The following is a 21,027-nucleotide window of genomic DNA, read 5'->3' as shown; positions in this document are numbered from 1 at the left end:
CAAAACTACTATTCCGGTCGCGTGGGGTTTGGATGGGAACCTCACCTAAGTCCCCTTTGAGCGTTTTGCCCGAATAGCCATTGCGGCTGTTGCCGCTGCCACGGCCTTCCGCCGCATGCCGTTCATACCCCAAATGCGCGTCCAGCTCTGCCTTCAGCGCACTCTCTACCGTCAGCTTCAACAACTGCCGGCTCAGCGCCGTTAAATCTTGTTCCGTCTTGATGTGCCGGGCGACCTCTACCGCCAGCTTCTTTAACTCCGGTGAAAAGTCCTGGTCTACTTTGCTTAATGGTGTCGTCATCGTCAATGCTCCTGACACGTCAGTGTCCTCGTTTCCTACAGTGGAGCATTTACACAATCGAATTTACAGTCTCGATGGAACGCCTCAGAGCGGCTCTTTAACCGTAATCCCAACACACGTACGGCCCTACTCACACTCGCAAGCCCCGCCACGCCACCAGCCAGCCCAGAACACCCAACACGCCCGCCAAATCGAACATCGCCGCCGGCCCCAGCCCTACCCACAAATAACCGGCGGCGAGACTGCCCAAGGCGTTGCCCACTCCAAAACCTAAACTGCTGTACAACGCCTGTCCACGGCCCTGCAACGATCCCGGAAAAAACTGATGGATCAAATGAATGGATACGGCGTGAAACACGCCGAAACTGAAGGCGTGCAAGCTTTGGGCGAACAATAGAACCGGCAGATGATCAGCAAAATGGCCAATGAGCAGCCAGCGCAACGCCGCCAGCGCTAGTGCGGCCAGCATTAGCCGACGCGGCCCAAAATGGGGTAGCCAACGCGGCAAAACCATGAACATACCGACTTCAACGGCCACCCCTAAGCCCCACATTAAGCCGATAAATTGGCGCGAATACCCCAGCGTTTCCAGATAAAGCGAGAAAAAACCGTAATACGGCCCATGAGCCGCTTGATTGAGGAAACAGACGACGAAGAATGCAATGACCGCAGGCTGTCGTAATACCCGACCGAGCGGCAGGCTCTGACGCGCGGTCAACATGATCGGGCGCTCCGTCACCAGCAAGCTGTTCAGCCACAACGCGACGAACAACCCCAACAGCATGGCCGGCACAATACCGATGCCCCAAACCCGCGTCGCAAACCCCAATCCGACCGCCGCACTGACGAAACCCACCGATCCCCATAACCGAACGCGGCTGTAACGGTGAGTCTGCTCGCCCAAATGCGTCAGAGTCACCGCCTCGAACTGGGGTAACGCCGCATTCCAAAAGAAACTGAACAGCAGCGTCACCAAGGCCAAGCCGAAATAAGAACCGCCGACCGCAAAAACGCCGGCAAAGCTCAACGCCGAGGCCAGGCAAGCCCAGCGGATCACCCGCATCCGCCGGCCGGTGCGGTCGGCCAACCAGCCCCAAAGTGTGGGCGCAATCAACTTGGTCGCTTGCGGGATGGCGATCAATTCGCCGATACGCGCCGGGCCGAACCCCAGCGCCGCCAAATACGGCCCCCAATAGGGCAACAGCACGCCAAGATTCGCAAAATAAATCAGATAAAAAGCAGATAGGCGCACATAGAGATGAAAGGGCATCCTATGAAGCGCCGATGTGTTCCACTTGCGTTAGAGAGAAGCTGGTCAACAAAAGCTAACCGGCCGACTCACCCGATGGCGCCAAACTTGGAATAGGCGGCATTCCTGGGCGCACATCCAAATTTTGGGCACGGTGACGCAGGGCATGATCCATCAGCACCAGCGCCAGCATGGCTTCAACGATGGGTGTGGCGCGAATGCCAACGCAGGGATCGTGGCGACCTTTCGTGACCACCGTCACTGGCTCGCCGTGCAGATTGATCGTCCGTCCTGGCAGATGCAGGCTGGAGGTCGGCTTCAGGGCGATGCTGGCCACGATGTCTTGCCCACTGGAAATACCGCCCAGCACGCCGCCGGCGTTATTGCTCAGAAATCCCGCCGGCGTCATTTCATCGCGGTGTTCGGTGCCACGCTGTTCCACGCTAGCGAAACCAGCGCCGATCTCCACACCCTTGACCGCGTTAATTCCCATTAGCGCATGGGCAATATCGGCATCCAGCCGGTCAAATACCGGCTCGCCCCAGCCCACCGGCACACCACTGGCTACCACCGTGACCCGTGCGCCGATGGAATCGCCGGATTTGCGCAGCGCATCCATAAACTGCTCCAACGCGACGATCTGATCCGGGTCTGGGCAGAAAAACGGGTTGTTGCCCACCTCGTCCCAGACCAATTTGAGCGGCCGAATCGGGCCAAGCTGGGCCAGATAGCCCCGGATCATCACACCGTAGCGTTCGCGCAGATATTTCTTGGCGATGGCCCCGGCCGCGACTCGCATCGCGGTTTCCCGCGCTGAGGAGCGGCCACCGCCACGATAATCGCGAAAGCCGTATTTTTGCTGGTAGGTATAGTCGGCATGACCCGGCCGAAATTGATCCTTGATGTTGCCGTAATCCTTCGAACGCTGGTCCACGTTCTCGATTAATAATCCAATCGGCGTACCGGTGGTTTTGCCCTCGAACACGCCGGACAGGATACGCACTTCGTCCGGTTCGCGGCGCTGGGTGGTGTGGCGACTCTTGCCGGGCCGCCGCCGGTCCAAATCGGCTTGCAAATCCATTTCAGACAACGCAAGACCGGGCGGACAGCCGTCAACGATGGCGCCCAGCGCGGGACCATGGCTTTCGCCGAAGGTGGTGACCGTGAACAATTTACCGAAGGTATTGCCGGACATAAGAAAAATACCCGAAGGCAAGATCCGTGGCCGGCACAATTGGCGGCACGAGATTTGCTATAATTTTTGATCATTGAGTTTGTGCTACAGAGGAAGCAGCGCCTCTAGGCATTGCCTGTCGCTAGAATCCATCGACTCCCGATGATTGCCTGCCCTGTAGAACATGCGGTCACCTATCATAGCGCCGACAGGATGCCACGAGCGCGATTTTGCGCGCTGGCTAATAAAACGCGCTAACACCGTGCTAAAAATAGTGCGCATTGATGAACATCGGAACGCGGCGTCAGTCATGAAGGACACTGAATATGCACATTCCTGGCTATCAAATCGAGCGTGAGCTAGGTCAAGGGGGCATGGCGCTCGTCTATCTCGCCATGCAGGAATCCCTGGATCGCCACGTTGCTCTGAAAATTATCAAGCCTGTTCTTACGGCAGATGCGGATTTCGCTCCCCGCTTTCTGCGAGAGGGGCGCATTATCGCCCAACTCAATGACTCGCACATCGTCACGGTTTATGACATCGGCTCGCACGATGGCGTTTATTACTTATCAATGGAGTATCTGCCAGGCGGCACCCTGCATCAACGCATCCGCGATGGCCTGCCCCTGCACGACGCCTTATCGGTCACGCGGGCCATCGCCAGCGCCTTACATTACGCCCATCGCCGCAACATCATCCATCGCGATATCAAGCCGCAGAATATCCTGTTCCGAGAAAACGGCAGTCCGGTGCTCACCGACTTTGGCATCGCCAAAACGCTCGGTGGCAGCACGATCATGACGCGCACCGGCTTGTCCATCGGTACCCCGCGCTACATGAGTCCAGAGCAAATTCGTGGCCAGGCGGTAGACGGCCGGGCGGATTTGTACAGCCTGGGCGTACTTTTCTACGAGATGATGGCTGGTGATGTGCCTTTCTCCGCCGAAGACAGCTTCGCGCTGGCGATGATGCATGTCACAGCGCCCATCCCGGAATTGCCGACCGAACTGGCACGCTTTCAACCCTTCCTCAGCAAGCTGCTGGAAAAAGATCCAGCCAACCGCTTTCAAAGTGGCGAGGACGTGATCGCCGCCCTGGACGCGATTGAGCCGCCTACCGGCTACACCGGCGTCCGGCCAGCCCTCCTGATCAACAGCGGACCCTCCGCCGTACCAGTGCAACGTCCGCAGTGGCGGCGCGCCCTTCCCTTGGCAGCGGCATTCGCTGGAGTCGTGGCTGCCGGGGGATATGCCCTGTTGAACCGCTCAACGCCGCCGGATGTTTCTCCCCCGACAGCAACTTCTACCCCTGCGGACACGCCCGCCAAGCAACGGGCTGAAGCCGATCAACTGCTAGCGCAAGCCACTCAGCAACAGGCGGCAGGGGCTTTAGCCGACAGCCTGGCCCGCATTGATCAAGGCTTACGGCTGGTCCCTGATCACGCCGCTTTATTGGCTTTACGCCAACACGTCAGCGGCCAGCTTGCTGATATGGAAAAAACCCGGCAGGCCCAGGAACGCGACCAGCCACCCAAGCCGGATGCAGAAACGTTTCTAACCGAAGCGCGGCGCGCTCGGCAGGAAGGGGCGCTCGATAGCAGTCTCGCCCATATCGAACGGGGTTTACTGGCACTGCCTCAGCATAGTGATCTGCTGGTTCTTAAACGCGAAGTCCAGGAACAGCAAGCGCGGCAGCGCAGTCAGCAGGAACTTGAAACGCGCCAACAAGCCCTGGCGGCAGAGCAGCGCAAGCTCGAATCGGCACGCTTGCGCGCTCAGGCTGAGCAGCAGCGACAATTGGAAGCACAACTACGGGCGCAAATCGAAGAGCAGCGCCAAGCCGAGGCCCGGTTGCGTGCCCAAGCCGAAGAACTGCAACGCAAGGCCGAGCAAGAACGGCGGCGCGCTCAGATAGAGGAACAGCGTCGCGTCGAAGCGCAACGCCGCGCCGAGGCCGAAGCTGAACGGCAGGCCGAGCAAGAACGGCGGCGCGCTCAAGTTGAGGAAGCGGCACCGACCGAACAAGAACGCCGTGCTGAGGAGCAACAACGGCGAGTTGAACAGCAGGAGCAACGTCGCGCCGAAGCACAACGCCGCGCCGAAGCCGAGGCTGAAAAACGGCGACAAGCAGAAGCCGAGGCTGAAAAACGGCGACAAGCAGAAGCGGAGACTAAGGAACGACGGCAGGCGGAAGCCGAGGCGGAAGTACAACGTCGCGCCGAAGCACAACGCCGCGCCGAAGCTGAGGCTGAAAAACGGCGACAAGCGGAAGCCGAGGCTAAGGAACGACGGCAGGCAGAAGCCGAGGCCAAGGCACGGCGACAAGCGGAAGCCGAGGCGGAAGCGCAGCACCAGGCCGAACAAGAGCGGTTGCGTGCCCAAGCCGAGGAACAACGTCGTATGGAAGCCGGTTTACGCGCCCAAGCCGAAGAACAGCGGCGCGCTGAAGAACGCTTGCACGCTCAAGTGGAAGAACAACGCCGCACCGAAGAACGCTTGCGCGCTCAGGCCGAAAAACAGCGACGCGCGGAGGCACAAGCGCAACAGCAACTCGAAGAACAGCAACGACAGGCCAGTCGGCAAGCAACACAAAACAACCCAGCCAAGAGTACAACATCGGCTACAGAATCCGAGTCAGACTTACCCGCAATCAGTCTGATTTCACCCTCGCAGCTCGCAGCGCAACCAAAATCACGCTCGTCTTCCCGACCTGTCGAGATTGAATCTGAGTTTCGTACACCGCCCACAACGCCTGAACCCGCACCTCAAACAGCGCAGCAAGCCTGGGCCGCTGTGAAAAACAGCACCAATCCCAGCGAAATCGAACAATTCATCGTCAGTTACCCGAAACAGCGCAAACTGATCGCCGCCGCTCACGCTCGGCTCAAGCAGCTACAGGCCACACCGACCTTGCTGGTCCGGCTGGTGGTACGCGCTAATCAGGCAGGCAGCGAAGTTGTGATCAATGGCAAACCCGTCGGGACTACTCCCCTGGAGACGGAACTGCCGACCGGTGCGTACCACCTCCAAGTTCAGCGGGAAGGTTATGAAGAATGGAGTAAAGAGGTCACGCTGACCGCTGAGGATGAAGTCGTCAAGCTCACAGTGCCGTTATTGCGTAAGCGGACGGAGCGGACGACCCTCGCTGAGGCGACGCCAGACACGACTCCCACTCGGCCGCCGGTAAAATCACGAGCGGCCGAAGCTAACGCCCAACCAGAAGCTGAAGCCGCACCGCCACGTCGCGGACGACCTTCGGAAAATCAGACGGCCACCGAAACGCCGCCCACGCAGCCGCAAGCGGCCTCCTCCCCGCAAAGCAACTGCCTACAGGGTAGCTGCCAGAACGGCACAGGCACCTATCGACACCCAGACGGCAGCGAATACTCCGGCGATTTTCGCAATGCCAAGATGCACGGCCAAGGCACCTACACCTACGCTAAGCGGGGGGAAAAGTACGTTGGGGAATGGCGGAACAATGTCATTGATGGCCAGGGCACATATTATTACCGTACCGGCAACCGCTATGACGGCGAATGGCGCAATGGTCGTAAAAGCGGCCAAGGCACCTACTTGTACGCTAACGGCGAAAAATATGTCGGTGAATTTGCTGACGATCAGCCCAGCGGCCAAGGGGTTTATTACTACAAAGATGGGAGCCGCTACGAAGGCGAATGGCGCGGCGGCCGCAAAAACGGCCAGGGCGTGCTTTACGAAAATGGCAAGCGAATCGTGGGAGAATGGCAGGATGACCGAAAAATCCGGGTCTCGGTAGAGCAATGAACATCAGGCTAAAAAACAACAAGGCGAGAATCTTGAGTCTATCGAGATTCTCGCCTCGGTTCGGAAGCATCCTCCGGTTAAGCCAGCCTAATCGACTGGCCTGCCAACTTCGCCTCGCTGGCGGCCTATCCGGGCACGGCAGCCGAGATCTAAACCCTTAACGCTGCGGTTGAGGATACGCTAATCGACGCAGTGATTTTACCCAGTGACAGGGCATAAAGTCGGCGTTGTGTTCCTCAAGGCACCGGATCGCGTAAAGTTGTGTCCCCTTGATGGGCGCATCACCCCCGTAACCGCCGCAATAACTGCCTCCGCTAGCACTCACGCAGGAGACCGTACCACGATAGGGACAGTGATACTTATCAACCGGCATCAATCCTTCGCTGCCAAAGCGCCGAGCCTTCACGGATCGGGTGATTTCACTTTTCATTATTGGTTTCTCCTCATCTTTGGTAGTCAGCGGCTAGGCCGCGCTTCCTCCCTAAATAACCAGGATAAGTTTTTTATTATTTCCATGCTGTTACAGCGTTAATACTTACTCTGGGAACGTTAATATTAAAGTCTGGTTTTTTAGAGTAAATAAGGGACTTAACAAGTGGCATAGTGGTTTTCCCTAATCTCCTAAAGCACAAGGCCACTTCTAGCGATTTTATCCGGTCATTTAGGTAAATTTAAGAAATTCCCCAGAAAATGTCAAAAATAAGTGTCACTTTGGTCGGTTTGCTGAGCGCTAGTGGGGTCTTGATTTGCGCGGCCACTCTTGCCGGTTTTCTCGGTCGCTTCTGGTGGGGTTTTGAGTTAGCAACCCACTTCCGAGTTCAATACGCGGTCATGCTCGCAGTCACTAGCGCACTCCTTTGTCGGCAGCGGCATCTGGCGGGATTATTCGCGCTTTTTGCCCTCGTTAATGGCCTAACCCTGGCACCTCGGTTCTTGCCGCTACCCATAGAGGACGGTCAAGCGAGACCGGTGCTGCGTGTTCTGCTGGCGAACGTCAACTCAGCCAATCGTGATGCGCAGCGGATTCAAGAGACGGTGCTTGCCTCTCAAGCCGATTTCGTGGCGCTGTTGGAAGCAACCCCCTGGCTGCTTGAGCAGCTCAGCGAGCTGGCGGATCGCTACCCCCATCGCGTCGCCGCACCGCGCGAGGACAATTTCGGGATCGCACTGTTAAGCCGCCAACCCTTTCTACGGGCTGAGGTTGTTCAGTTCAGCACCGCCGGACTGCCATCCATCATCGCTGAATTGGCAGATGGCCCCCGACATTTTACCTTGGTCGCTACTCACCCCTTGCCGCCGGTTAGTGCCGACCTGGCGCGAGATCGCAACGAGCAACTGGCAACGTTGGCCGAATTTGCCCGGCAAAGCACACACCCTCTCTTATTAGTAGGGGATCTGAACATTTCCCCCTGGTCGCCGCATTTCGCGCGCCTGCTGGCCGATTCGGGGCTGCGCGATAGCGGGTATGGGATTTCACCGTCCTGGCCTGTGGGGTGGCTTCCGCTGCAAATACCGATTGATCACGCCTTATTTTCAGCCGGCATTCACATTAAATACCGGAAAACGGGTACGGACCTGGGGTCCGACCATTATCCAATCATTGTCGATTTCCAAATCGTCGCGCCATAATCTGTCACCGTTGCACCCTCACCCCCCCAACCGAGGTACCGACATGCCGCTTTTGCTACCGCCCATGCCTGATATTCCCAGCGAGATTGACTCGGTTCCCGATCCTGCAAGACGCGCTCTGCTGACTGGATTGGGGGCTTTGTTCGCGAGCGCGGGCTTAAGCGCACTGCCGCGCGATGCGGCGGCACAGTGGGGGGGAGAACCACCCCCTATCGACCGACCCACCTGGTATAACCGGCCGAGTCGGTATGATTACCCGCCGCGTTATAACCGTCGGCCTTGGTATCCCCAGTCTGGCTGGCAAAATCGCCAGAGCTACTCCGAACAGCCGACCTATTCGTCAGATCTGCAACGTTGGGCCTCCAGAGACCTCAATGTCTCCATCCAGCGTTATCTAACCGATCAGCGGGAGCGTGGCCGAGTAGCGACGAATGAACGGACTGCCTGGCTGGTTTACGATTTCACCAGCGGCCGCTTCCTCGCCACCATTAATGCCGGACTCTCTTATCAAAGCGCGAGCATGATTAAGCCATTCATCGCGCTGGCGTTTTTCCATAAGGTTGAGGATGGCACATTTGATTACACGCCATTTCGCCGTGAACAAATGGAGAACATGATTCAACACAGCAGTAACCGGGCTACCAATTATTTCATCGCGTTGCTCAACGAGACGAGTTCCCGTTCCGGCCCGGCCGAGGCCGAACATACCATCAAGCGCCGTAATCCCGGTGTTTTCCGTGGCACCCGTATCGTCGAATATATCCCCCGCAGCGGGCGTACCTACCGCAACCGGGCATCGGCCCTCGACTATCACCGGTTTTTGCAGGCCTTGTGGTACGACGAACTCCCTTATTCCGATGAAATCAAGCGGCTGATGAACCTACCCAATCGTGACCGGGTTTTCACCGGCGCCAGGGAAATCCCCTACGGTACCTTGGTCTTTGATAAAACCGGCACCACGGCGCGCCTGTGCGGCGACATGGGTATCCTGGTCGCCCGTGGCACCGACGGCCGTCGTTATCCTTACACATTCATCGGGATCATCGAAAAATCCCGGCCAACCAGCCGCTATATGCTGTGGCAAAACATTCGTGGCAACGTGATTCGTCAAGTGTCGAATATTGCCTACAACCATATGCGCCAGATGTACGATCTGGCCTAAGCGCCTCTCGGCCCCGTTGACCGCCCCACGCCACCCCAGAGATTTGCGATACATTCATGAGCTATTGTTTCGATGATTCACCCATTCGACGTAGTAGCGATAGCCTTAAATGGCAACGCTATGGTCCGGTCTTACCCCTCTGGGTAGCCGACATGGATTTCCTCTCGCCGGAGCCGGTGCTGGCCGCTCTGCGCGAGCGGATAGACCACGGGGTGTTCGGCTATGGCGCACCGCCGGACGCACTGACCGAAACCATCTGCACCCGATTGGCCGACCTTTATCGCTGGGAGATTACTCCAGAGCAGATCGTGTATCTGCCGGGGCTGGTTTGCGGATTGAACGTGGCATGTCGCGCGGTCGGTGAGCCAGGCGACGCGGTATTGGTGCAACCGCCGGTGTACCCGCCCTTCCTGAGCGCGCCCATCCATCAGGACCGCCAGTTGCTCACCGCTGAGCTTTGCGCCGAAGTGCGTGACGGACCGCTTTATTACACTTTTGACGATGCAACGCTCGCCGACACCGTAACGGCGCGGACGCGGCTGTTTATGCTGTGTCACCCCCACAATCCGGTGGGCCGAGCGTTTGACGAGACGGAATTGCACCGCTTGGCCGTGTTTTGCGAGCAACATGATTTAACGGTCTGCTCGGATGAAATCCACTGCGATTTGTTGCTTGATGGTCGGCGGCATATCCCGTTCGCCACCCTGGCGCCGGAGATTGCCCAGCACTGCATTACCCTGATGGCGCCGAGCAAAACCTTTAACATCGCCGGTCTTGGTGCCAGTTTTGCCATCATCGAAAATCCCAAGCTGCGCAGACGCTTTCAACAAGCCATGCGCGGGATCGTACCGGACGCCAACATTCTCGCACTCCACGCGGCGCTAGCAGCTTACCGGCATGGTGAGGAATGGTTGCGGGAATTGCTTGACTATCTCGCCGCCAACCGCGATTACGCAGCGGATTACATCGCCCGGCATCTTCCCGGTATGCGTGCGACCGTCCCAGAAGCGACTTATTTGCTCTGGCTCGATTGTCGGCAAATCACAATGACTGATAGCCCGCACCGGTTCTTCCTTGAAAACGCCGGGGTCGCGCTGAACGATGGCATCACGTTCGGGCCGGGTGGCCAGGGTTTCGTCCGACTCAATTTCGGCTGCCCGCGTGCTACGCTGCACGAAGGACTCGAACGAATGCGCACGGCCTGGGTTGGAGACCGCTAGACACAATCGAATCCCCTCGGCGGCCTCGCACGCCGCCTTATTGTCCCCTCACTCACCTTGCCAGCCGCCGGCACTCACTGTCACCAAACAGTCACGGCGGCGCAATATTCCTGTTATTGATCTTTTCCACACTTTGCGGCCAACCGCTTCCTTCAAGATCCGCCTTAACTCTCGGATAAGCGCATGACCGCAAAATTTCGCACCCTGTGGATCTCCGATATCCATCTTGGCTTTAAGGAATGTAAAGCCGAGTTTCTGCTCGCTTTTCTCCGCCAAAACCCGTGTGAGGAACTGTATGTGGTGGGCGATCTGATCGATTTTTGGAGCCTGCGCAAAGGTGGCCACTGGCCGGCGTCGCACGGTGAGGTGATTAAAACGCTGATCGCAAAAGCGCAGACAGGCATCAAGGTCTGGTATGTGCCCGGCAACCACGACGAGGTAGTGCGCGATTACTGGGGACTGTCGGTCGGCGGGGTGCAAATCGTGCCGGAGATGATACATGTTACCGCTGATGGCCGGCGTTTCCTGGTCACCCATGGCGATGAATGTGATAGTGCGGTTCGCTGTGGCGGGCCTTTGCTCAATTGGCTGGGTGACTGGGCTTATGACGTGTTGCTGTTCGCCAACCGCTGGTATAACCGTTGGCGGGGACGCGGCCAGCGCCCTTATTGGTCGCTCGCCAATTTCCTCAAGCAGCGAATCGGTCGGGCAGCGGCCTATATCGCGCGCTTTGAAGCGGCAGCGGCACGGGAAGCGGCACGACGCGATCTGGATGGCGTCATCTGCGGCCATATCCATCATGCGGCGTTGCGCGATCTGAATGGCGTGTTGTACTGCAACGATGGGGATTGGGTGGAAAGCTGCACCGCGTTGGCCGAGCGCCGCGACGGCTCGCTGGAAATCCTACGCTGGACGTGTGAACACGCGGTTGTCGCGGCGCAAGAACCTCAGCGCTGGCCGGAAACACCGCCCATTCCCGACTGGGCGGCGGCGTGAACACCGTGTGTCATCTGCCATGCTGAGCGTCGGTAGCCTCAAAGCGCAACGGCTCACTCAACAAAGGCAGATAATCCGGTAGGTAGCTCCCGCCGGCCACGAAGAGCTTGGCGGGATCGATCAGGGTTTTCGCGTTGCCCACGCCATAAGTGATCGATGCGGGATTTTCCCTATCAACCGGTCGATCCGTAATGACCTCGCCCACTTGATAGGCCCGCCCATCCTGATGGGCAAAGCCTTCCTCAGCCTCGCGGAAATAGCGATAGGTCGCCGGTGTTTCCGGGAATACATCTTTGCCCTTTGTATAGCGCTGGGTGACTACGACCTGTCGATAGCGGCGGGCGGCGGCCAGCGCAGCCTGTTTTGGCGGATAGAGCAACTCACCGCGAATGGCTCCCTTCGTGGCCAGATAGCCGCCGCGTGCGGTCAACTCCCGCAGGAGCTTTTGCTGCCGCACGATCTGGCGCTGCTGAAATCCCGCAGCGTCGGCGGTATCAAGCGCCGGCCAAGCAGCAGAATAACCATGGGCAGGTTGTATAGCCGTCGCCAAAAAGCGCTCAATAGCGGCCGGCATATCACCGTATAAACTCGCCCCGACGACATGATCCAGGAACTGGCGAAATTCTCCTTTCTCCAACCGGCGATTCAGCGGGTCGCCGCGTTGCGCTTGACCGGGGGTTTGATCGGCTTTGGCGTCGGGTTGTGCCAAGTACCCCAGATAATCCATCTCTTGCCAGCCCAGTTCACCGGCGAATTTACGCGGCAATGCCCAGGCCGAGTCAATGGTATTGCCGGTTCCAGATGTAAACTGCGGAAATTCGGTGCTGGCGATGCCGCTATGGCAACCGATGCACTGCATCAATTCCTCACGATTTTGAGGGCGTAGCGCCCCGTCGGCGGCTTCAATGTAACCGGCTAAATACCAGCCTACTCCGTTATCGACCCAACCTTCCCGATCATTCCCGTAGATCGGCGCTCCTTCTTCCTTGACACCCGGTCGGAACTGGCTGGGATAAAACGGCTTCCACTTGACCATGTACCGGATCTCCTTGACCCGTCGGGCGCGGGTGCCCGGATAGGAGCTGATCGTCAGATTGCGGCCATCGGCGGCCACATCGACATAATGCAGCGGGTGGGCAAATTCGGTGCCGACTGGGTATAAACCGCGCTCAATGGCGACGGCTTGGGCCGCACCGCGATAATTGGCGCCCTCTTCAGAGCGTAAACGATCCTGGATCGCTCGCTCTACCAGATCGAGGTTTTGCCGATACACGTCCAAATCGAAAGTACCATCCGCCCGCCGCATGAAGGCTTGAGGCAGCCGGATATAAATGCCGGACACCGAACCGGTCATCGGCGTGAAAATCCCATAGGGCATGAAATTGACCGCCCGCCAGCCGGTCAGCCAGCGGCCGTCGCTGTCTTGAAAGAAGCCGTTGCGCGACGTACCAGAACGAACAAAGCCATCGGTGTCGGCGGGCAAATCGCTCGGATCAAGGCCGGGAAATAGCCGAAATGGCGCATCGTCACCGCCGCCATCCCAGACCAGCAGGTTACCAGGACGCTGCGCAAATGCAACTCGCCAATTGTCCTGGCGAATGTAGCGCTCCATGTCCCAGGCCGCAGGATCAATACCCAGCACGGTCACGGCTTCCCGCAGCCTCTCCGGCGTTAGGGTGTTTTCCCAAGGGTTGCGGCTGGGCGAGGCGACGAACGCACTGAATGGGGTAAACGAATATTCCAGTTGCAGGTTGCCAAGGCGTGGTTCTGCGCCTGCCTGCGGGAAGTTATTGCCCAGTCCCGCCTGATAAGGGCCGTTGGTATGGCAGAACAGGCAGGCGTTTTGAGCGCCACGCGAGGTCTCGATGTAGCACTGGGCGGGAATATGCGCGTAGGGATTGGAAAACGTCAGCGGGCTGCGGTAGTCACCTTTCGGGAAGCCGGAAACGGCGGCGGGCGCGGCTTCAGCTTTGGCCGCTGGCAGCGGGCTATCGCCACAACCCGCCAGCATCGCCGCTAGAGTGGCCACAATCATCGTTCCGCACCAACGCAATGGATGGTGATTCAAGGTGCTTCTCCCAAAAAAGAAGAAGCTGACGACAACCGCGTCAGCTTCTCAAGCCCCATGGATGAACTTAAAGCCCAGGTATGCCGCCGATGTAGCCGACCGGGGCATAGAACTTATCGATCATCGGGGTTAATTGCGTCTTCAGGCTAGCGCTGGTGGTGCTGGTGAAATCACCCCAATGCTGGGCATTGCTGGTGATGTAGGCGTAGCCGTTCACGTTGTCGTAGACTTTAAGGCCGGTCGATTCAGCCCCGGCGGTCAGAGTCAAGATACGGGTCAGCTTTTGGGTATCCACGTTGTAGGCCCACACGAAGTTGTTGACGTGCATTCCCGAATCTTCTCCGATGAACAGTGTCCGCATCTTCTCCGAGAAAAACAGATTGTCGGTGTTGGCGATAGTGTTCACGTCGGCGGTATTGCCTGACGCATCAGCGGTGATCGGCTTACCAAGCAATTTCGGTTCGACATACATCTTCACCGCCACCCATTCGGAATCGATGGCATTGCCTTGCGTGTCCTTGATCGCGCCTTTTAGGTCTAGGGTATAGGTTGCGCCGGCCTTATTTTCCGGCAGCTTGATGTGATCGGCTGGTTCGGTGGGATCGGAACGCATACTGCTCTCGATGCGCGACATTGCCAGATACACCTTCTTATCCTTGCCATTGACCGCGATGCCTTCCATTTTGGTCCACTCAGTGGTACCGCCCAGCAGTGCGGTGTAGCGGCGGGTTTCCAAAAAGGCGGCCGCCTTCTCCATGCCCGGCTTAAGCGTCAAGCATTCGTCGGCGCTGGAACCGGCGCGCACGCGCTGATAACCGGTGGGGCATTGACCATTGCTCGGCGCGACGGCGCTGAAGATGTCGTTAAAGGTCAGTTTTTCGGCCAGGGCCTTGATCTCGGCGTCGGTGCCGTGGCCGAGCTTGATCCAGGTCAGGTTGGCGCTGCCGCCGTTCTGGTCGCTGGTCTGACTCCATTTAGCGGTATAGACCGTGCCAGCGGACAGATCACCGTATTTATCCGCTACGAACATGGTCATCTGCACATGCGCACCATCATCGCCCAGATACGCGGTGCGGCCATCCGGCATCAGTTGCGACATCTCCCAGGTACCGCGCGACATGGCGTAATGCTTGACCACGCTGGTAGATCCGTCGGCTTTAATGGTCACTTCGGGAATGATGCCGTAGTGATAGGGGTTGGCCTCACGTTCACCCTTGAAGTATTGCTCGCGCAGTGCCTTAAGACCGGCGGTAGTTGTAGCGTAATTCTTGGAGTCCAGCGGGTTATAAATTAAATCGTAGTCTTCCTCGGAACCAAGATGGGTGTTCCAGGGCGTTTGTGAACCGTTGCAGGGAATCCACAGGCCATTGACGCCAGAGAAGTCGATGGGCCGGACTTTAGTCGCGCTCAACGTACCATCGCTGGCCTGGGTAATATCGCTCAGGGTCATGGACATCGGCGAGCGGGTATACCAGCCGGGCGTTTTAAACGCCTCCGAACCATCGCTTAGAATCCAGTCGTATTCATAATGGGTGACCAGAAACAGCTTTCCGCCGATATTCAGCAAGCTATTGGCATCCGGCGTTTCTGCCACTACAGGATTACCCATCGGATCAAGCAGTGGTTCCATCTTGTAATTGTAGAGCTGGCCGGCAGGATATTTCTGTCCCTTCACCTCAGAAATCTTGTCCTTCACGCTGAACAACGTGTGGTAGGCCAATGGTTTCTCAACTACCGTACCATCGGTGTAGCTCAGCTTAACTGTTGATTTGCTGTAGGTCTTAGCCATCTCATCAGCGGTAGTAGGCACCGGCGTTTCGGTGAAATCCACTGATTTAAGCGTCTTAACTGGGGAATCGTTGCTATCGCTCCCACCGCAGGCGGCGACTCCCAAACCCGCCAACAAGCCCACCGCTAATAACTTCACATTCATAACCACCCCACTGCTAGAAAATTAAAAGCGTATTCTGACTGGCTCACATGACCGAACGATGACACTCGGTGGGCTGATAATCGGCACCGCCGAAACACCATAAAATCGCGCGCATTGCTGCCACGCCTAATAGCCATGCCCGTCGCCAGCAACCGGCGTAAACGTCATCATTTTTTCATCAAACCATCATCAATCTGTTGCGACAGCCGCCGAAAATTCGGCGCATGAACCAGGATATTTCACCACCGACGCCCTGGCGATCATTGCACGTCAGCATCGTCACCGAGACTTACCCGCCGGAAATCAACGGCGTAGCCCTCACTATCGCCCGCTGGATCGAAGGCTTACGTCGGCGTGGCCACCGAGTCGATTTGGTCTGTGTCCGTCAGAGCGCGAACAGTGTCACAGACGCTAATGATTCTTTAGAAAAGCTGTGTTTACCTGGCTTTAGGATTCCCCGTTATCCGCAACTGCAAGCAGGCTGGCCCGCCACCGGGGCCTTGATGGCGCGATGGCGACAAATGCGACCTGATCTGGTTCACATTGTTACTGAAGGCCCCCTGGGCTATTCAGCCTTACGCGCGGCGCGGCGCCTGGGACTCCCCATCTCCACCAGTTTTCACACCAATTTTCAGCAATACAGCAGCCATTACCGCCTCGGCTGGCTCGCCGTACCGATCACCGCCTACTTGCGGCATTTTCACAATCAGGGTGCGCAAACCCTGGTGCCGACTCAGGAACTGGCGGATCAGTTGCAATCACTGGGCTTTCTGCGCACCCAAGTTTTGGCGCGCGGGGTAGATACCGCGTTGTTTACGCCACAGCGGCGCGATCCGGCGCTACGGCAACATTGGGGGGTAGCCCCGCGCGCGCTCGCCGTCGTGTATGTGGGACGGCTGGCGGCGGAGAAGAATTTGGAACTGGTGATCACGGCCTTTCAAGCGATCCGCCAGGTACGGCCAAACGCACGCTTGATTCTGGTCGGCGACGGGCCGATGGCCGAGCGTTTACGCGCTCGTCATCCGGGTTTCGTTTATTGTGGGATGCGTCAGGGCGAAGACCTGGCTGCCCATTACGCTTCGGCTGATCTGTTCCTCTTTCCCAGCCTCACCGAAACCTTCGGCAACGTGGTGCTGGAAGCTCTGGCCAGTGGCTTGCCGGTCGTAGCCTTCGACTATGCCGCCGCCCACGCCCATGTTCAACCCGGTCACTGCGGTGTGTTAGCGCCGTTTGGGGATGCCGAGACGTTCATCGCCGCCACGACCCGGTTAATCCAAGATCCGAACCAACTAGCAGTCATGGGTCAGGCTGCCCGCTACGCTGCCCTCCAGGCGAATGGCGAACAGATTTACGACCGTTTAGCAACTTTATTACTCAGCGTCGCCAAGGGAGATATCCCATGTCTCAGCACTATTCGCGCGACTTGATCGACTTGCATCCGGCTGCCCCCGTGCGCTGGGTCCGCTTGACCCACCGCGAATTGGCGTGGTGCCGCCGCTCGCAACAGGTTATCCATCACCGGGCGATGATTCGACTGTTCGCAGTGGTCAGCCGTTTGGGCGATGGGGTGTTTTGGTATGGGTTGATGGCTGCGCTCTTGCTCATACAGGGTGCGCCTGCGGTGCCGGCGGTCGGACGGATGCTGCTAGCGGGTGCGGCCGCGCTGGTGCTGTACAAATGGCTCAAAGCGCGTACCACCCGCTCCCGTCCTTGCGCGCAAGATCACCAGATCGAACCGCGCGTGGCGCCATTGGACGAGTACAGTTTTCCATCGGGACACACCCTTCACGCCGTTTCCTTCACGTTGGTAGCGGTTTATCACTACCCGGCGCTTGGCCCATTGCTGATTCCGTTTGCGGCACTGGTTGCGCTGTCGCGGATCGTCCTGGGGTTGCACTATCCCAGCGATGTACTGGCCGGTGCGCTGCTGGGCGCCGGACTGGCGATGCTGGCGCTGCAATTGTCTTTCATCTAGGTTTAACACGTCGGTAAACAGGCTGCAATACGGCGTTTCTACCCTTGACGGCATCGTTCCATTTGGCACTTTTGGAGCTTGCCTTGATGACCGAATCGCCCCGCGTTGCCGACCACGCCCGCTCGTTTCCATCAGCCTCTGTTGCCCCAACGGGTGCGCCCCGCTCGCTTGATGCGACGCTGGCGCGCTGCGAGGAAGACATTCGGGCGGCGCAACGTCTGCGCTACGCGATCTTCGCCGAAGAAATGGGAGCCAAGCTCCACAATAGATTGCCGGGGATCGACCATGATCCTCTTGATGCGTATTGCCAGCACCTCATTGTCCGTGACGGCTTCGGTCAAGTGATCGGTTGTACTCGCATCTTAACGGCCGACGCTGCGAACCGTGCCGGCGGTTTCTATTCGCAAACCGAATTCGATCTGACGCCGGTATTGGCCCTGCCGGGGCGCTTCATGGAGATTGGTCGTACCTGCGTCCATCCCGATCATCGCAACGGCGCGACCATCGGCACGCTGTGGTCTGGCTTAGCCGCTTTCATCGCCGCTCATCGCATTGATTATCTGATCGGTTGCGCCAGCATTCCGCTGGGCGAGAACAGCCACTCGATACGGGCGCTTTACGCCGAGCTGGCGCAACGCCATTTAGTGCCGGAACCGCTACGGGTGAAACCGCTGCTCCCGTTGCCCCGTCACGATGGAATGGCCAGCCGGGTTGAGACGGTGCCGCCGCTGCTGAAGGCTTATCTGCGCCTGGGTGCGCGGATCGGCGGGGAACCCTGTCTTGATCCCGATTTCAAGGTGGCGGATGTCTTCATTCTATTGGCCACTCAACGCATTGAGCGACGTTACGCCCGGCATTTCCTGGATCGTGACCAATGAGGGATCACTGGCGCAACAGTCTGGCCCGTGTAGGGAGACGGAGTATTCGCACTCCCCTGCTGGCACTGCACATTTTGGCGGGGGTTTTGATCGCCGCTGCCCTGGGACCAGGCCACCAGCGCCGCTACCGCTCCACCGCTCCACTGGCCTGGTGGAGTCGGCGGCTATGCCGAATCATGGGGGTGCGTATTCAAACCAGCGGAACCCCTTACCCACAGGGCGCGCTGTTCATCGCCAATCACATTTCCTGGCTCGATATTTTCTGTATTGCGGCGGTCTGTCCGACACATTTTCTCGCCAAGCAGGAAGTGGCAGCCTGGCCGCTGTTTGGCTGGTTGTGCCGACGGGCCGGTACCGCATTCATTCGACGCGGGGGTGTCAACGGTGCCTTGGATGCCACCGAGCAACTGGTCTGGCGGCTACGGCAAAGCGAGCGGGTGCTGGTGTTTCCCGAAGGCACCTCGACCACGGGCGAATCGGTTCGCCGGTTTTATCCCCGCTTGTTTCAGGCCGCGCTGCTGGCCCGCTGCCCGGTGCAAGCCATCGCCTTGCGTTACCCGCGTGCCGGCGGCATTAACCCAACCGTTCCCTTCATCGGCGAAGACGATTTGCTGCCACATTTGTGGCGGTTACTCGGCGAACCAGCCGCGGTGGCGGTTCTGCGTTTCGGGGCAATTCGAGTTCCGCCCCATCTCTCCCGCGATCTCCTGGCCCGGCAGACCCAGGCTGAAGTGAGCGATTTGCTGGAGATGAATGCCATTGAGCCGGGAAAAACAGTTCTCCCACGGCAAGGCTGGAGTGCGTTGATCAGCAAGCGCTAACTTTTTTACAAATCGTAACCCCGCTCTTCATGCAGGGCGATATCCAAGCCACCGATCTCGACGTCTCGGCCCACCCGCAGACCGATCCAGCGCTCTATCAGCTTGAGCACCAGGAAGGTAATACCCGCCGTGTAAGCGACGGTCACGATCACCGCAAGGAGCTGCACGCCGAATTGTTCCGCCATGCTGGTGACGCCTGGCCCGAAACCCTGACCCTTCACTATCCCCAGATCGGTGGACGAAAAGATGCCAGCAGCCAGTGTCCCCAGGATGCCACCCACACCATGCACCGGGAACACGTCCAAAGAGTCGTCGATCTTCAAAACCCGTTTTACATACTGGGTAGCATGGAAACAGGCCACACCCGCCATACTACCGATGATCACACCGCCTGCTGGCCCCACATAGCCTGATGCGGGCGTAATGGTGCCAAGTCCCGCGACCATTCCGGTCACGATGCCGAGCGCGCTGGGTTTGCCGAACTTCCACCATTCCATTCCGGTCCAGGCCAGCGCCCCGGCGGCGGCAGACAAATGCGTCGCCAGCATCGCCATCCCGGCATTGCCGTCGGCCGCCAGCGCGCTACCGGCATTAAAACCGAACCAGCCGACCCATAACATGCCAGCGCCAGTCACCACCATCGTCATATTGTGAGGCAGCATGGCCGTGGTCGGAAAACCGTGGCGTCGGCCTAGCACCAGCGCCGCAACCAGTGCCGCGATGCCAGCGGTGATATGCACCACGATGCCACCGGCGAAATCCAGCACGCCCAGCTTGCTCAGCCAGCCCCCACCCCACACCCAATGCGCCACTGGTGCGTAAACCAGCGTCAGCCACAAGCCACTGAACCACAGCATGGCGGAAAATTTCATCCGTTCCGCGAACGCCCCGACCACCAGCGCCGGGGTGATGATGGCGAAGGTCAGTTGAAACATGGCAAAAATGGTTTCCGGGATATCGCCGGTCAGGGAATTTTCTTCGATCCCCGCCATGAAGATCTTGCCAAGATCGCCAATCACGGCGTTGCCGGTTCCAAAGACCAGGCTGTAGGCGTAGACGAACCACAGCAGCGAAACTAAACAGGTGATGGCGAAGCATTGCATGAGCACGGACAGCACGTTTTTGGTGCGCACCAGCCCGCCGTAGAATAAGGACAGACCTGGCAGGGTCATGAACAGCACCAGCGCCGTGGAGGTGAGAAGCCAGGCGGTGTTGCCCGGATTAGGTGCAGCGGGGACTTGCGCCCAGGACACCGCAGGGGCCAGCACGCCCGTTAGCATTATTATCAGCAGGATCGACAACCGGCGATGGATCTGACTCATGATTGAATAGCTCTTTTCGTTTGGCTCGGATGGGTTTCGAGAGGAATTGCCCCAATCCGGGTCAAAGCCAGGCTCATCCCGGATGGAATCGGAGCAACATAGCAAATACTGCGCCGACCATAAAAATAATGAAAAATCATAATCATTAGGAGTTACGCAGTTGGATCTCTAACGCTCTGATTTTAAAAGAAATCGACTTGTGCGGCAGACAGCCGAAATCTTCTATTAATCAATCACTTAGAATTTCAACTGCGTAACTCCTAATCCTTAGTACAGGACGCTTACCCCCCATCAGTTTGAGCAAATCTTCTGGACTGTGTGAACTAGGGCATGAGGCGAAGCGGATGGGAACGGTGCGGAGATTGGCAGAGGAAGTCGGCCGGGGGCTGAAGGCGGCGCTGCCGAGGCTTCGCAAGACAGTGGTGGGTAAGGTGGCCTTAGCGGTGGGCGCGATGATTGAGGTACGCAGTCCGAACACGGCGGAGCTAGCCACTGTCTTGCCGTTGGAGACACAACG

Annotated in this window: 15 protein-coding genes; 9 read left to right on the top strand and 6 right to left on the bottom strand. The window is 58.2% G+C overall.

Annotated features, from left to right (window positions below; all coding sequences use genetic code 11):
• The 3 genes from BN873_RS11125 to aroC all read right to left on the bottom strand — a co-directional run.
• The coding region (locus BN873_RS11125) for a transposase (RefSeq protein WP_048673667.1) at nt 1-301 on the bottom strand (301 nt) is incomplete at its 3' end.
• A gap of 130 nt (nt 302-431) precedes the next feature.
• On the bottom strand, nt 432-1,571 hold the full coding sequence (locus tag BN873_RS11120) for an MFS transporter (RefSeq protein WP_048673666.1): 1,140 nt from the start codon (nt 1,569-1,571) through the stop codon (nt 432-434).
• A 55-nt stretch (nt 1,572-1,626) separates the two neighbouring features.
• Nucleotides 1,627-2,745, bottom strand: coding sequence for a chorismate synthase (gene aroC, locus BN873_RS11115; protein ID WP_048673665.1), 1,119 nt, complete (start codon nt 2,743-2,745; stop codon nt 1,627-1,629).
• A gap of 305 nt (nt 2,746-3,050) precedes the next feature.
• Here aroC and BN873_RS11110 point away from each other — a divergent pair, with 305 nt between their 5' ends.
• From BN873_RS11110 to BN873_RS11085, 5 genes are all read left to right on the top strand, one after another.
• Nucleotides 3,051-6,506, top strand: coding sequence for a protein kinase domain-containing protein (locus tag BN873_RS11110; protein ID WP_048673664.1), 3,456 nt, complete (start codon nt 3,051-3,053; stop codon nt 6,504-6,506).
• A 690-nt stretch (nt 6,507-7,196) separates the two neighbouring features.
• Complete coding sequence (locus tag BN873_RS11100) at nt 7,197-8,135, top strand: endonuclease/exonuclease/phosphatase family protein (RefSeq protein WP_048673662.1); 939 nt, start codon at nt 7,197-7,199, stop codon at nt 8,133-8,135.
• A 43-nt stretch (nt 8,136-8,178) separates the two neighbouring features.
• Nucleotides 8,179-9,297: a serine hydrolase gene (locus BN873_RS11095; protein WP_053085301.1), complete on the top strand. Its 1,119-nt coding sequence runs from the start codon at nt 8,179-8,181 to the stop codon at nt 9,295-9,297.
• A gap of 56 nt (nt 9,298-9,353) precedes the next feature.
• The gene (locus BN873_RS11090; protein ID WP_048673661.1) at nt 9,354-10,517 is read left to right on the top strand and encodes a MalY/PatB family protein; all 1,164 of its coding nucleotides are present in this window, start codon (nt 9,354-9,356) and stop codon (nt 10,515-10,517) included.
• 183 nt (nt 10,518-10,700) lie between these two features.
• A complete protein-coding gene (locus BN873_RS11085) occupies nt 10,701-11,513 on the top strand; it encodes a UDP-2,3-diacylglucosamine diphosphatase (protein ID WP_048673660.1) in 813 nt (270 codons plus the stop codon).
• A 10-nt stretch (nt 11,514-11,523) separates the two neighbouring features.
• Here BN873_RS11085 and BN873_RS11080 read toward each other — a convergent pair whose 3' ends face one another.
• A complete protein-coding gene (locus tag BN873_RS11080; RefSeq protein ID WP_139031691.1) occupies nt 11,524-13,581 on the bottom strand; it encodes a hypothetical protein in 2,058 nt (685 codons plus the stop codon).
• Nucleotides 13,582-13,648: 67 nt separating this feature from the next.
• A complete protein-coding gene (locus tag BN873_RS11075) occupies nt 13,649-15,514 on the bottom strand; it encodes a PhoX family protein (protein WP_048673658.1) in 1,866 nt (621 codons plus the stop codon).
• 224 nt (nt 15,515-15,738) lie between these two features.
• Between BN873_RS11075 and BN873_RS11070 the strand changes: the two genes are divergently transcribed.
• The 4 genes from BN873_RS11070 (at nt 15,739) to BN873_RS11055 (ending at nt 19,188) form a co-directional block, all read left to right on the top strand.
• Complete coding sequence (locus tag BN873_RS11070; RefSeq protein WP_048673657.1) at nt 15,739-16,941, top strand: glycosyltransferase family 4 protein; 1,203 nt, start codon at nt 15,739-15,741, stop codon at nt 16,939-16,941.
• 98 nt (nt 16,942-17,039) lie between these two features.
• The gene (locus BN873_RS11065) at nt 17,040-17,489 is read left to right on the top strand and encodes a phosphatase PAP2 family protein (RefSeq protein ID WP_082161229.1); all 450 of its coding nucleotides are present in this window, start codon (nt 17,040-17,042) and stop codon (nt 17,487-17,489) included.
• Between the two features lie 86 nt (nt 17,490-17,575).
• On the top strand, nt 17,576-18,367 hold the full coding sequence (locus BN873_RS11060) for a GNAT family N-acetyltransferase (protein ID WP_082161228.1): 792 nt from the start codon (nt 17,576-17,578) through the stop codon (nt 18,365-18,367).
• The gene (locus BN873_RS11055; protein ID WP_048673656.1) at nt 18,364-19,188 is read left to right on the top strand and encodes a lysophospholipid acyltransferase family protein; all 825 of its coding nucleotides are present in this window, start codon (nt 18,364-18,366) and stop codon (nt 19,186-19,188) included. The genes BN873_RS11060 and BN873_RS11055 overlap by 4 nt, the downstream gene beginning before the upstream one ends.
• 5 nt (nt 19,189-19,193) lie before the next feature.
• Here the strand turns inward: BN873_RS11055 and BN873_RS11050 are convergent, their stop codons facing one another.
• On the bottom strand, nt 19,194-20,468 hold the full coding sequence (locus BN873_RS11050) for an ammonium transporter (RefSeq protein WP_242434416.1): 1,275 nt from the start codon (nt 20,466-20,468) through the stop codon (nt 19,194-19,196).
• Nucleotides 20,469-21,027: the final 559 nt, after the last annotated feature.

The organism is Candidatus Competibacter denitrificans Run_A_D11 (assembly GCF_001051235.1).
Classification (GTDB): Bacteria; Pseudomonadota; Gammaproteobacteria; order Competibacterales; family Competibacteraceae; genus Competibacter_A; species Competibacter_A denitrificans.
Note: the sequence above shows the minus strand (reverse complement) of the source record. Positions and strands in the feature narration are given on the sequence as shown.

What these genes read in the sequence shown, in the direction of transcription:
- BN873_RS11120 (WP_048673666.1), bottom strand. Translation starts at nt 1,571, where the DNA reads ATGCCCTTTCATCTCTATGTGCGCCTATCTGCTTTTTATCTGATTTAT.
- aroC (WP_048673665.1), bottom strand. Translation starts at nt 2,745, where the DNA reads ATGTCCGGCAATACCTTCGGTAAATTGTTCACGGTCACCACCTTCGGC.
- BN873_RS11110 (WP_048673664.1), top strand. Translation starts at nt 3,051, where the DNA reads ATGCACATTCCTGGCTATCAAATCGAGCGTGAGCTAGGTCAAGGGGGC.
- BN873_RS11100 (WP_048673662.1), top strand. Translation starts at nt 7,197, where the DNA reads ATGTCAAAAATAAGTGTCACTTTGGTCGGTTTGCTGAGCGCTAGTGGG.
- BN873_RS11095 (WP_053085301.1), top strand. Translation starts at nt 8,179, where the DNA reads ATGCCGCTTTTGCTACCGCCCATGCCTGATATTCCCAGCGAGATTGAC.
- BN873_RS11090 (WP_048673661.1), top strand. Translation starts at nt 9,354, where the DNA reads ATGAGCTATTGTTTCGATGATTCACCCATTCGACGTAGTAGCGATAGC.
- BN873_RS11085 (WP_048673660.1), top strand. Translation starts at nt 10,701, where the DNA reads ATGACCGCAAAATTTCGCACCCTGTGGATCTCCGATATCCATCTTGGC.
- BN873_RS11075 (WP_048673658.1), bottom strand. Translation starts at nt 15,514, where the DNA reads ATGAATGTGAAGTTATTAGCGGTGGGCTTGTTGGCGGGTTTGGGAGTC.
- BN873_RS11070 (WP_048673657.1), top strand. Translation starts at nt 15,739, where the DNA reads ATGAACCAGGATATTTCACCACCGACGCCCTGGCGATCATTGCACGTC.
- BN873_RS11065 (WP_082161229.1), top strand. Translation starts at nt 17,040, where the DNA reads ATGATTCGACTGTTCGCAGTGGTCAGCCGTTTGGGCGATGGGGTGTTT.
- BN873_RS11060 (WP_082161228.1), top strand. Translation starts at nt 17,576, where the DNA reads ATGACCGAATCGCCCCGCGTTGCCGACCACGCCCGCTCGTTTCCATCA.
- BN873_RS11055 (WP_048673656.1), top strand. Translation starts at nt 18,364, where the DNA reads ATGAGGGATCACTGGCGCAACAGTCTGGCCCGTGTAGGGAGACGGAGT.
- BN873_RS11050 (WP_242434416.1), bottom strand. Translation starts at nt 20,468, where the DNA reads ATGCTAACGGGCGTGCTGGCCCCTGCGGTGTCCTGGGCGCAAGTCCCC.